The sequence below is a fragment of the Halomonas litopenaei genome, from assembly GCF_003045775.1.
Lineage (GTDB): Bacteria > Pseudomonadota > Gammaproteobacteria > Pseudomonadales > Halomonadaceae > Halomonas > Halomonas litopenaei.
Genome location: NZ_PXNS01000004.1, coordinates 372,705 through 385,252, shown reverse-complemented (window position 1 = coordinate 385,252; position 12,548 = coordinate 372,705). Strand labels below are relative to the sequence as shown.

10 protein-coding genes are annotated in these 12,548 nt (G+C 65.7%); 6 read left to right on the top strand and 4 right to left on the bottom strand.

The genetic code is table 11. The annotated features are described in order from the left end of the window. The first annotated feature begins 5 nt into the window (after positions 1–5). Positions 6–923, top strand: a complete 918-nt coding sequence (locus C6W88_RS08195) for a U32 family peptidase (RefSeq protein WP_108132107.1) — start codon at positions 6–8, stop codon at positions 921–923. Positions 924–999: 76 nt separating this feature from the next. Here C6W88_RS08195 and ubiT read toward each other — a convergent pair whose 3' ends face one another. After that, a complete protein-coding gene (ubiT, locus tag C6W88_RS08190; protein ID WP_231498581.1) occupies positions 1,000–1,560 on the bottom strand; it encodes a ubiquinone anaerobic biosynthesis accessory factor UbiT in 561 nt (186 codons plus the stop codon). Positions 1,561–1,795: 235 nt separating this feature from the next. Here ubiT and C6W88_RS08185 point away from each other — a divergent pair, with 235 nt between their 5' ends. Together C6W88_RS08185 and C6W88_RS08180 are read left to right on the top strand one after the other, a co-directional pair. Continuing rightward, the gene (locus C6W88_RS08185; protein ID WP_045993533.1) at positions 1,796–1,984 is read left to right on the top strand and encodes a hypothetical protein; all 189 of its coding nucleotides are present in this window, start codon (positions 1,796–1,798) and stop codon (positions 1,982–1,984) included. After that, complete coding sequence (locus tag C6W88_RS08180) at positions 1,981–2,892, top strand: hypothetical protein (protein ID WP_108132106.1); 912 nt, start codon at positions 1,981–1,983, stop codon at positions 2,890–2,892. Before C6W88_RS08185 ends, C6W88_RS08180 begins: the two co-directional genes overlap by 4 nt. Positions 2,893–3,042: 150 nt before the next feature. On the opposite strand, the gene C6W88_RS08175 is transcribed toward C6W88_RS08180, so the two are convergent. The 3 genes from C6W88_RS08175 to hemN form a co-directional block, all read right to left on the bottom strand. Continuing rightward, the gene (locus C6W88_RS08175) at positions 3,043–3,819 is read right to left on the bottom strand and encodes a ribonucleoside-diphosphate reductase (RefSeq protein ID WP_108132105.1); all 777 of its coding nucleotides are present in this window, start codon (positions 3,817–3,819) and stop codon (positions 3,043–3,045) included. Positions 3,820–3,912: 93 nt separating this feature from the next. After that, complete coding sequence (locus tag C6W88_RS08170; protein WP_108132104.1) at positions 3,913–6,024, bottom strand: adenosylcobalamin-dependent ribonucleoside-diphosphate reductase; 2,112 nt, start codon at positions 6,022–6,024, stop codon at positions 3,913–3,915. Between the two features lie 234 nt (positions 6,025–6,258). Next, positions 6,259–7,644, bottom strand: coding sequence for an oxygen-independent coproporphyrinogen III oxidase (gene hemN / locus C6W88_RS08165; RefSeq protein ID WP_108132103.1), 1,386 nt, complete (start codon positions 7,642–7,644; stop codon positions 6,259–6,261). A gap of 398 nt (positions 7,645–8,042) precedes the next feature. On the opposite strand from hemN, the gene C6W88_RS08160 reads away from it, so the two are divergent. From C6W88_RS08160 to nosZ, 3 genes are read left to right on the top strand one after another with little or no spacing between them, the layout of a single operon-like run. Beyond that, positions 8,043–8,360 carry a c-type cytochrome gene (locus tag C6W88_RS08160; protein WP_045993538.1) on the top strand — a complete coding sequence of 106 codons (318 nt, stop codon included), beginning with the start codon at positions 8,043–8,045 and terminating at the stop codon, positions 8,358–8,360. Positions 8,361–8,415: 55 nt separating this feature from the next. Next, positions 8,416–10,611, top strand: a complete 2,196-nt coding sequence (locus C6W88_RS08155) for a NosR/NirI family protein (RefSeq protein ID WP_108132102.1) — start codon at positions 8,416–8,418, stop codon at positions 10,609–10,611. 1 nt (position 10,612) lies between these two features. Beyond that, a complete protein-coding gene (nosZ, locus tag C6W88_RS08150; RefSeq protein ID WP_231498580.1) occupies positions 10,613–12,499 on the top strand; it encodes a TAT-dependent nitrous-oxide reductase in 1,887 nt (628 codons plus the stop codon). Positions 12,500–12,548 lie beyond the last annotated feature (49 nt).

Genomic DNA, 12,548 nt, shown 5'->3' with positions numbered 1-12,548 from the left:
GCGAGATGACCGCTGCTTCACTGGAATTGAGCCTTGGCCCGGTGTCCTTCTACTGGACCCGCGAGCGCTACTTCGCCTTCTATGAACAGGCCTGCCACTGGCCGCTGGCCAGCGTCACCCTAGGCGAGACCGTGTGCTCCCGGCGGCGCGACATGAAGCTCGCCGACTGGCTGGAGATCGGCCACCAGCTGGCCGCCGCCGGCAAGCAGGTGATCCTCGGTTCGCAGACCCTGATCGAGTCCAACGCCGACCTGCGCGACCTGACCAGGCTGTGCGACAACGGCGACTTCCTGGTCGAGGCCAACGACATGAGCGCGGTGCACCGGCTGTCCGAGGCGGGCCTGCCCTTCGTCGGCGGCCCGGCGCTCAACCTCTACAATGTGCCGACCCTGGAGATCCTCAAGCGCGCCGGCATGTTCCGCTTCGTCGCCCCGGTGGAGTTGCCCGGCGCCGACCTGGCCCGGCTGCTGTCTGACGCCCGCGAGGCGGGGCTGGCGCTGGACTGCGAGGTGCTGGCCTACGGCCACCTGCCGCTGGCCTGGTCGTCGCGCTGCTTTACCGCGCGTCACCATCAGCACCCCAAGGATCGCTGCCAGTTCGTCTGCCAGGACTATCCGGAAGGGCTGTCGCTGACCACCCAGGACGACAGCCGTCGACTGTTCACCCTGAACGGTATCCAGACCCTGTCCGGGGCCTGTCAGGACCTGCGCCACGAGCTTGCCGAGATGGCCACAATGGGCGTCACCACGGCCCGGCTAAGTCCGCGTTCAGAGGGGATGGATGAGGTGGTGGCGGACTTCGACCTGGCCCGCCAGGGACGCTACCCGGCGCCCTCGCCGCTGGCGCTGGTCGACGCCGAGCTGTGCAACGGCTACTGGCACGGCCAGGCAGGGATGGATCTGGCGCCGGTGCTGGAAGACTGAAAGCCCCTTCCCTCCCACGCCACCTCACTCAGGAGGCCGGTTCGCCGGCCTCCTCCGCTACCCGTCAGCAAGGAGCCTAGGCCTGGCGGGGCAGCCAGCGCTGCAGCTGCCCCAGCACCTCGAGCAGGTAGGGATGCAGCAGTTCCATTTCCTGGCCATCCAGCAGGTTCTTCACCGTCAGCCCCAGTTCGGTATCACCCTCCAGGCACAGCCGGCGCTGGAAGAACAGGCTGTCCGGGTCCTCCTCACGGCTGGCCAGGCAGGCGAACTCGCGCCAGCCCCCCGCCACCTTCACCTCCCAGGGCGCGTCGGTGACCTGCAGGCGCCCGTGCGTAAGCGTCAGGGTGACCGCCAGCGCCAGATCGTCGATGGACAGACATACACGGCGCCCTTCAAGCACGTCGAACTCACCGTCGGCCAGCGGCTCTGCCAGGGTGCGGTTGAGCCAGGGCTCGAGACTCGTGCGCAACAGCGGCAGGGGCAGCGGGCCGAGACGGCGCATCAGTGACAGATGCAGACGATGGGGCACCCGGGTCAAGGCGCCGGACGTCAACGACGACGACAGCGAAGGAAGGGTGGGCAAGGCAGGAAGGGCAAGAGAAGGCAACGACAGCGAGCCGAGCGGTGACAGCGACATGACGGGTTCCTGGTCAAGCGGCACGACGCCGCCGGGTCATGCTAGCGATCCCGTCGCCCTCGGTTCATGACGCCCATCAAGCCCTCTGGCGTAGCGCTCGTTGAACGCTCTGACACAGCCGAATGCCGGGGTCGAAATGGGAACTCTGCTACACTGCGGACATCATAGGGTTCGGCCCCTTGGCTTCACCCAGGTTCCGCAGAGCATCAAGTTCACAAGCGGAAAAGGAGCAACGATGTCCATCGAAACCAGCTTCGAAGGCTACCTCAAGGCCAAAGAGGGTGGCCACCTGCGTAGCATGAAGATATCGCATCGCGGCGCCGTCTCCGTGGACAGCGCCGAGCTGGTGCGGTCGCGCAAGGTCAAGAGCAACGTCAGAGCCCTTCGCCGCAGCCTCGATCGCAGGGACAGCAAGCCGGAATGAGCGGCATCAAGCTGCTGCCACCTTTCGTCCTGCTGGTGGCCGGCTTTCTGCTATGCCATTCGATCCCTTCCTGGCGACGCTACGTCATTCGTGCCAACGGACAACAGCTGACATTGCGCAGCGCCATCGCCGGCTTTGGGGCCGCCCTCCCGGTCTTCGCTGTGCTCTACCTCCTGCACGCTTTCTCTGCCCCCTCCGCTTCTCCTTACGCCAACCCAGACACCCAAGGCGAGCCCTTCGGCGAGCCCTTCCTTCAGACGTCGCTGGTTACCCTTACCATTGCGATCATCTGCCTGGCGTTTACGAAACTGGTGGCCTGGTACTATGCCTTCTATCTGGGCCAATCCCGTCTGCGCCAGCGCCTGGCCGGGTTTGCGCGTCGCAGCGTCGGGGCTAGTGTCTATCACCGACTGCAACGAGCAGCACAGTGGTGCCACTGGCAGAGCTATCGCTTCACCGTCCACGCCATGCGCAAGCTGATAGAGGGTGACCATGCCGAAACCCTCTACCTTGGCAGCCTGCTTGGCACCGGCAGCGGCCTCTGCATGTTCGTGCTGGATTCTCGCAAGGTGATCATCGGCAACGTGACTGGCATGCCCGAACCCTCGGCGCCCAAGGAGGAAAGCCAGATACGTGTGTTGCCCTACTTCACCGGGCACCTGTGCGAAGCCCATCTCCAGTTGCATATCACCACCGACTACACGCCCTACCTGGACGCCCAGAGTCGGGGCGAGGCCCACCGCGACTACGCCTTTGACATCGTGCTGGCCGCCCACAAGACCAGCTACGTCCGGGAGTTCGACATCCGTTTTTTCCGCAGCCGGTTCATCAACCACCACTGCCCCTGCGGCCACCCCGTCTACAACATCACCCGCTCCGGCCAGGCTCAGCCGCCTGGGGCGTCATAGCGCCTGCTGTCACGACGCTGGCTGAACGACACCCCCCTCCAGACACAACGATGGGCCCCGAAGGGCCCATCGTTGTGACGCTGGCCTATTCGCGCGCCAGCCGTGCTTTCTAGCCACGTATTCTAGTCGTGCTTTCCAACCAAACGTCGACTAGCCACACTTCGACCAGCCGCAGCCGGCGTAGCAGGTGGGGCAGCCGTCCATCATGATCAGCTCGCCGCGACACTCGGGGCAGTTGCCGACCACGGCGGGGCCGGCGCCTTCGGCGGCGGACTCGGCGGGCTTGCCATCCAGCGGCTCGACCGCGCCGCTCGGGGTCTCGTCCTCGACCTCGGCGGGATACCAGCCGTGGCCGGAGGCCTGGCGCCGGGCGTAGCGGCTGACCAGCTCCTCCACCGGAATCTGGTTGCCGTCGATGTCGAGGAAGCCGCGACGATAGAGGATCTGCTGGATCGACCAGGCGATGGCGGCGACCTCGGAGTCGTGGAACATCGGCTTGTTCCAGCGGTTCATGCCGCAGCGCACCAGGCCCTTGTCCCAGGCCACCTTGCGCAGATCCGCCACCGCCTGGGTGACGTAGCCGCCGCGGGCGGCCAGCGACAGGCTGCGCATGGTGGCGGTGATCCACTGGTGTTCGCTGGACAGCTGGCCGGAGGGGAAGAAGAACTCCACCGGGCGCTCGATGATCACCCGCTGGCCGTTGAGCACGCCTTCCACCGGCATGAAGGACACCAGCAGGTAGACCTTCTTGCGGCCTTCGGCGCCGACGTAGGAGATCTTCTCGGATACCGCCTCCAGCGTTCCCTCGGGGCGCGAGGGGATGCGCATGGTCAGCGGGTTTTCCTCGGGCAGCGGGGCCGGCGCGGGGGCGGCCTCTTCGCTCTTGACGCGGTAGCCCACGATCTTGGAATTGATTTCGACAGCCATCAGCGGGCTCCTCCAGAAAGATGATGCGGGCGTGACACGCTCACGACCCAGGCATGATATTGCGGCTGGCCGACTGGCCCGCCGCTGGTCCGATTACCACTTGCCATAGGTCCCCTCCTTCAAGCCGTCGTAGAGGTTGGCGGCGTTGTGTTCCTCGCCGTCGTAGATCACCGTCTCGTCGCCCTTGAGTTCGAGGGTCTCGCCGTTCTCCAGCTCGAAGATATAAGTAGTGTTCTTGAGGTCATCCTCGCGCACCAGCACGCCCTGGAAGGCCTCCGGGTTGAAGCGGAAGGTGGTGCAGCCCTTGAGGCGGCTCTGGTAGGCGTCCAGGTACAGGTCCTTGAACGCCTCGAAGGCAAAGTCGGTGGGCACGTTGACGGTCTTGGAGATCGCCGAGTCGACCCAGGCCTGGGCCGCGGCCTGCACCGCCACGTGCTGCTTGGGGGTCACCGCGTCGGCGGTGATGAAGTAGTCGGGCAGGTCGCTTTCCACCGCGTCGGCGTGCATGAAGTGACGATAGGCGGCGAGCTCGAAGGACACCACCTCGACCTGCTCCTTGGTCTTCTTGCCGGCCTGGATCACGTTGCGGAAGTAGCGATGGGAGAACGACGGCTCGATGCCGTTGGAAGCGTTGTTGCCCAGCGACAGGCTGATCGTCCCGGTGGGGGCAATCGACGAGTGGTGGGTGAAGCGCGCGCCGTGCTCGGCCAGCTCCGCCACCAGCTGCGGCTCGACCTCGGCGATCTTCTGCATGTAGCGGCTGTAGCGGGCGTGCAGGATGCGCCCGGGCACCTTGTCGCCGACCTCGTAGCCGTCGCGGCCGAGCTCGGGACGCTCGCGCAGCATCTTCGGCGTCAGCTCGAACTCCTGCTCGAGGATCGGGGCCATGCCTTTCTCGCGGGACAGCTCCAGCGCCTGCTTCCAACCCTGCACGGCCAGCACTCGGCTGACTTCCTCGGTGAAGCCCAGCGACTCGGCCGAGCCGTAGGGCATCTTGAGCATGGTCATGGTCGAGCCGAGGCCCAGGAACCCCATGCCGTGGCGACGTTTGGCCTCGATCTCGCGGCGCTGGCCGGACAGCGGCAGGCCGCTGATCTCGACCACGTTGTCGAGCATGCGGGTGAAGATCGCCACTACTTCGCGGTACTTGTCCCAGTCGAAGCGCGGCTTGTCGCCGAACGGATCGATCACGAAGCGGGTCAGGTTGACCGACCCCAGCAGGCAGGCGCCCTCCGGCGGCAGCGGCTGCTCGCCGCAGGGATTGGTGGCGCGGATCTCTTCGCAGAACCAGTTGTTGTTCATGCGGTTGACCTGGTCGATCAGGATGAACCCGGGCTCGGCGTAGTCATAGGTGGACCGCATGATGGTGTCCCACAGCTCGCGGGCCTTGATCACCTCGACCACGCGGCAGGCCACGCGACCTTCGGCGTCCTGGGTGTAACCGTCCTCGATCACCGGCCAGTCGCGGTAGATCAGCTCGCTGTCGTCGACGTCGCCCTTCTCGCCCTCGTGCAGCGGGAAGGCCAGCGGCCAGTCGGCGTCCTGCTTCACCGCTTCCATGAACTCGTCGGTGATCAGCAGGCTCAGGTTGAACTGGCGCAGGCGACCGGCCTCACGCTTGGCCTCGATAAAGTCGCGCACGTCGGGATGACCGACGTCGAAGGTGCCCATCTGGGCGCCACGACGGCCGCCGGCGGAGGCCACCGTAAAGCACATCTTGTCGTAGATATCCATGAACGCCAGGGGGCCGTTGGTGCCGGCACCGGCGCCGAACACGAAGGCACCCTTGTGGCGCAGGGTGGAGAACTCGTAGCCGATGCCGCAGCCGGCCTTGAGGGTCATGCCCGCGTCCACCACGCTGTCGAGGATGTCGTGCATGGAGTCGCGGATGGTCCGCGATACCGTGCAGTTGATCAGGCTGACCGCAGGCTTGTAGCCCTCGGCCCCGGCGTTGGAGGTGATCCGGCCTGCCGGCACGGCGCCGTGTTCCAGCGCCCAGCGAAACTTCGGCAGCCATTTGTCGGCGGCGTCGCCCTCGACGGCGGCCAGCGCCTTGGCCACACGGTCCCAGGTGGCCTGAAGGTCGGCGTCGACGGGCTGGCCGTGACGGTCCTTCAAGCGATACTTGGCGTCCCAGATGTCATACGAGGGGCCCTGCATGGGAACCTCCTGCGACAGGGCGGCGGCCTTGGCGGATGTGGTCATGAAAGCTTGTCTCCGATGAAGTTACCGGCAAATAAACGGGGTCGTAAAGGGGCGGATGCGCGCTCCGGATAAGCTCGGGCACCCTACCAGATATAGTAAAATTTTCGACCGGCGGCACAATATAAACGAAAAATCGGGCCATGGAAGACCCGATCGTTAATTCGGCTTTGGCGCATGAAAGGTAGCGCGGCCTACCCCGGGCGTCTCGCCCCGGGGCAGCCGCGATAGAGCCGGCTAGACGGTGCGCGAGAAGCGCCCGCTGCCGGGGACCAGGTAGGCATCGAAGGCCATGGCCACGTTGCGCATCATCAGGCGTCCTGCCGGCAGTACCCTGAGCGCTTGCTGCTTGATCTCGATCAAGCCGTCGGCCTGCATCTCGTCGAGCTGGTCGAGGGCGCTGGCGAAATGCGTGCGAAAGTCGATAGCGTGACGGGCTTCGAACTCGGCGAAGCGCACCTCGCCGTGACACATCAGCGAGGTGATCAGTTCGGCACGCAGCTGGTCTTCGTCGCTCAACCGATAGCCCCGCAACACCGGCAGCCGCCCGGCCTCGAGGTGCTCGGCGTACTCGGCGGTGGTCTTGACGTTCTGGCTGTAGGCGTCGCCGACCTTGCCGATGGAGGTGACCCCGAGCCCGATCATGTCGCACTGAGCGTGGGTCGAGTAGCCCTGGAAATTGCGCTGCAGGGTACCGTCGTGACGGGCTCTGCTGAGTTCGTCCTCGGGCAGGGCGAAGTGGTCCATGCCGATATAGACGTAGCCCGCCTGGGTCAGCCGCTCGATGGTCAGCTCGAGCAACTCGAGCTTGCGCCCGGGCGGCGGCATGTCCTCGTCGCGGATCAGCCGCTGGGCCTTGAACAGCGACGGCAGGTGGGCGTAGCTGTAGGCGGCGATGCGGTCGGGTCTCAGCGCCACCACCTTGGCCAGGGTGGCGTCGAAGCTGTCGCGGGTCTGCAGCGGCAGCCCATAGATCAGGTCCACCGACACCGAGGCGAAGCCGGCGTCCCGGGCGGCGTCCACCAGGGCCGCCACCTGGGCCTCGCTCTGCACGCGGTTGACCGCCTTCTGCACCAGCGGATCGAAGTCCTGGACGCCGAAGCTCAGACGATTGAAGCCCATCTCGCGCAGTTCATGGATCTGGGCGGGGGTCACCGTACGCGGATCCACCTCCAGCGAGAATTCCCGGCGCTGCTCCGGGGCGAACCGGAAGTGGCGCGCCAGGGCGTCGATCAGCCCCTTGAGCTGGTCATTGGACAGAAAGGTCGGGGTGCCCCCACCCAGGTGCAGCTGGTTGAGCTCCCGGGTCTCGTCGAACAGCGCCGCCTGCAGGGCGATCTCGCGCTTGAGCAGCGCCAGGTAGTCGGCGGCACGCTCGCGATTGTGCGTAATGATCTTGGAGCAGGCACAGTAGTAGCAGAGGCTTTCGCAGAAGGGCACATGGACGTAGACCGACAGCGGCTTCGGCTCCCCCTGCTGGCTGCGCTCGACCGCCTGGCGATAGTCGGCGACACCGAAACCGTCGTGGAAGTGCGGCGCGGTGGGATAGGAGGTGTAGCGCGGCCCTGGACGGTCGTACTTCTCGACCAGCGCACGCTGAAACGGCAAAACATCGGATGACATCGACAAGGCCCCTCGTGACACGACCGCCCGACGGCGGCATCTGTCGGCATTGTCGCACGTCGAATCCGCCCGTCCCGGCAAGACGAAGCCAGACATGATCTGCATCAAATCACGGCAGCGGCATCACGGCGCTTGCCCCTGTGGCGTGTTCTCGCCCGAGGTAGTGCAAACGAGAGCCAACCGCAATGATGCCCCTGCCATCCCAGTGATCCCGATCAAGCATAGTACGGAAGACGTACCTCTCCCCGCCTAAAGTTGACCAACGTCATAGGGTATTGTCGCTGAGCGCTCCAATACTCGAGAGTCCCAAGGGACATCCCGCACAAACCGTGATGCCTGACCCAAGCCGCACGCCGCTTGCGTCAGGTATCACGCCCCAAGACCGAGGAGCGCTCATCATGAAATGGATCCCCCTGGCCGCGCTTGGCGCCGCCTGTCTGTTCAGTCTCAACGCCCAGGCCGCCGGCGACGCCGCCGCCGGTGAAACCAAGATCGGCGCCTGCGCCGCCTGCCATGGCACTGACGGCAAGGCCACCGGACCGATCTATCCCAACCTGGCGGGTCAGAACGCTCCGTACCTGGAAAGCGCGCTCAAGGCCTACCGCGAGGGTCAGCGCGGTGGTGGCATGTCCGCCATCATGGCGCCCCAGGCGGCGGCCCTGTCGGATCAGGATATCGCCGACATCGCCGCCTACTTCTCGTCGCTGACGCCCTGATCCCACCCTGGTGCGCGAAGCGTCCTCGGGGCGCTTTGCGCCTCGAGGTCATGCCATGACCCAAGCCCCCCGCCATTTTCCCCGCCACTGGTCTTCTCCCCTGCGCCTGCTTGTCGTGCTGTTGGCGATGTGGTTGAGCCTGCCCGCCCTGGCGCTGGAATTCGATCAGTATCCCGGTGACCTTGGCAGCGCCAAGGGTGACCTCGCCCTGTTTCAGCAGGCCTTTCCCGGCACCGACAGAATAGAGCCGGTGGCCGACCTGCCGTGGCCGGTCAATGCGCTCTACCGAGGCGACGAGCTGGTCGGCTACGCCTTCGAGAGCGCCGAGGTCGCGCCGATCCCCGCCTACTCGGGCAAGCCGGTCAACCTGCTGATCGCCATCGATCCTTCCGCCAGCCTGCGCCTGGCCAAGGTGCTCAATCATTCCGAGCCGATCATGCTGGTCGGTATCCCGTCAGAGCGCCTGGACGACTTCGCCGGCCAGCACCTAGGTACCTCGGTGACGTCGCGCCTGGAGGTGGGAGAGGACGTCGACGCCATCTCCGGCGCCACCGTGACCGTCATCGTGGTCAACGACACCATCATGCGGGCAGGACGCCTGGTCGCCGCCGCCCTGGGGCTGATCGAGGACCCCGCGGCAGCGCCAATCGCCCGCGTGCGCGACGAGATCTACGCGCCCGCCGACTGGCAGGGCTTGCTCGACCAGGGGGCACTGGGTCACCTGACCCTGCGCCAGGGAGAGGTCGACGACGCCTTCGTCGGCACCCCGGCGGAGCACTACCTGAGCGGCCAGCGTCCGCCCCGCGACGCCACCTTCATCGATCTTTACCTGGGCTACCTCAATGCGCCGAGCGTTGGCCGCAATCTGCTCGGCGAGCGCGGCTACGACCAGTTGATGGCGAGCCTCGCCCCCGGCGAACACGCCGTTGCCCTGCTCGCCGATGGCAGCTTTTCCTACAAGGGGTCGGGCTACGTGCGCGGCGGCATCTTCGATCGTATCGAGCTGGTCCAGGGCAACGCCTCGATCAGCTTCCACGACAGCGACCAGCGCCGCCTGCCGCGTCTGGCCATCGACGGAGCCCCCGCACTCGGCGAACGCGACATCTTCGTGATCCACGAGGACGCCCACTTCGACCCGGGCACGCCCTGGCGGCTGAACCTGCTGGTGCGCCGGGCCTCGGGGCCGCTGACCCAGGAGTTCACCCGCTTTCATCTCGACCAGGCGCTGCCCGAGGCCTTTATCGAGCGTCCCGAGCCGGTGGAGCCCGCCCCGCTGTGGCTCGAGATGTGGCAGCAGAGTCGGCTAGAGCTGATCGGGCTTGGTGCTGGACTGGTGACGCTGTCACTGATCCTGGCGTTCCAGGACGCCCTGGCGCGTCGTCCGCGCCTGCTGCGCCCGCTGCGCAAGGCCTTCCTGCTCTACACCCTGGTCTATATCGGCTGGGTCTCGCTGGCCCAGCTCTCGGTGGTCAATGTGCTGGCGCTGATCCATTCCGTCATCCATGGCTTCAGCTGGTCGGCCTTCCTGATCGATCCGCTGATGTTCGTGCTGTGGGTCTTCGTGGCGGTCACTCTGGTGCTGTGGGGCCGCAGCATCTTCTGCGGCTGGCTGTGCCCCTTCGGTGCGCTGCAGGACCTGGTCAACCAGCTCGCCCGTCACCTGAAGGTGCCGCAACTGACGCTGCCCTTCGCCGTGCACCGGCGGCTGTGGGTGGTGAAGTATCTGATCCTGTTTGGCCTGGTCGGGGTGTCCTTCTACGACCTGGGACAGGCGGAGCGGCTGGCCGAGGTCGAGCCGTTCAAGACCGCCATCACCCTGCACTTCCTGCGCGACTGGGGCTATGTGCTCTACGCCGTGGCACTGATCGCAAGCTCGGCCTTCATGCACAAGGCCTACTGCCGCTACGTCTGCCCGCTGGGCGCGAGCCTGGCCATCGCCGGTCGCCTGCGCCTTTTCGACTGGCTCAGGCGGCACCGTGGCCAGTGCGGCACCCCCTGCCAGATCTGCGCCAACGACTGCGAGCTGGTAGCCATCCATCCCGACGGTCGCATCGAGGCCTCGGAGTGCCACTACTGCCTGGACTGCCAGATCACCTACGACGACGACCGTCGCTGTCCGCCCCGGGTCAAGCGCAGAAAGCGCCTGGAACGGAATGCGGCGAGGACGCACGGCGACGTGGGTGACGCAGAACCCCGCGGATCAAGCCAGGACGGCGACCCGCGGCGTATACCCTGCCTTGAGGAGAACTGAAGTGAGTGACGATTCCCGCAGTATCCAGAATCTGGCCCGACGCCACTTTCTACGCAACAGTGCGGTGACCGGCGTCGCCGGCGCCGGCCTTGCCAGCGGAGTGGTCGGCGGTGTTGGCACCAGCGCCCTGCTCGGCAGCCGCAGCGCCCGCGCCAGTGAAGGCGATGCCATGGTGGCCCCCGGTGAACTCGACGAATACTACGGCTTCTGGAGCGGCGGCCACTCCGGCGAAGTGAGGGTGCTGGGCATCCCCTCCATGCGCGAGTTGATGCGCATTCCGGTGTTCAACACCGAGAGCGCCACCGGCTGGGGCATCACCAACGAGTCCAAGCACATCCTCGGCGAGTCCGCGCGTTTCCACAACGGCGACGCCCACCACCCCCACGCCTCGCTCACCGACGGTCGTTATGACGGCAAGTACTTGTTCATCAACGACAAGGCCAATACCCGGGTGGCACGGATCCGCCTCGACATCATGAAGACCGACAAGGTCACCACTATTCCCAACGTCCAGGCCATCCATGGCCTGCGCCTGCAGAAGGTGCCCTACACCAAGTACGTCTTCGCCAACGCCGAGTTCCCGATCCCCCAGATCAACGACGGTCGTGATCTGGAGAATCCTGCGAACTACTACACCATGTTCAACGCCATCGACGCCGAGACCATGGAGGTGGCCTGGCAGGTGATCGTCGATGGCAACCTGGACAACACCGACGCCGACTACACTGGCCGCTTCGTTGCCTCGACCTGCTACAACTCCGAGAAGGGCATGACCCTGGCCGACAGCATGCGTGCCGAGCGTGACTGGGTGGTGGTGTACGACGTCGAAGCCATCGAGGCCGCCGTCGAGAAGGGCCAGTTCGAGACCCTGGGCGACTCCCCGGTGCCGGTGCTGGACGGACGCAAGGGCTCACCGCTGACGCGCTACATTCCGGTGCCCAAGAATCCCCACGGCCTGAATACCTCACCCGACGGCAAGTACTTCATCGCCAACGGCAAGCTGTCGCCGACGGTGTCGATCATCGCCATCGACAAGCTGCCGGCGCTGTTCGCCGACGAGATCGAGCCCCGCGACAGCGTGGTCGCCGAGCCGGAGCTGGGCCTGGGGCCGCTGCATACCACCTTCGACGGTCGCGGCTTCGCCTACACCACCCTGTTCATCGACAGCCAGGTGGCCAAGTGGAACATCGAGGAGGCGATCCGCGCCTACAACGGCGAGGACGTCAACTACATCCACCAGAAGCTCGACGTGCACTATCAGCCGGGCCACAACCACGCCAGCCTGTGCGAGACACGCGATGCCGACGGCAAGTGGCTGGTGGTGCTGTGCAAGTTCTCCAAGGACCGCTTCCTGCCGGTGGGACCGCTGCACCCGGAAAACGATCAGCTGATCGACATCTCCGGCGACACCATGAAGCTGGTGCATGACGGCCCGACCTACGCCGAGCCCCATGACGCCATCATGATGCGCGCCGACCAGCTCAACCCGATCCAGGTGTGGGACCGCCAGGACCCGTTCTTCGCACCCACCCGCGCCATGGCCGAGGCCGACGGCATCACCCTGGAGAGCGACAACAAGGTCATCCGCGACGGCAACAAGGTGCGCGTCTACATGACCTCTGTCGCGCCCCAGTACGGCATCACCGAATTCAAGGTGAAGCAGGGTGACGAGGTCACGGTGGTGATCACCAACCTGGATACCGTCGAAGACCTGACCCACGGCTTCTGCATGGTCAACCATGGCGTGTCCATGGAGATCGGTCCGCAGCAGACGTCCAGCGTCACCTTCACCGCCGAACGCGCCGGTGTGCACTGGTACTACTGCAACTGGTTCTGCCACGCGATGCACATGGAAATGTTCGGTCGCATGCTGGTGGAGAAGGCCTGAGGAGCGGCCGTGCCGAGCGCCGGTGGCGCTCGGCACGGCCCCAGGCGAC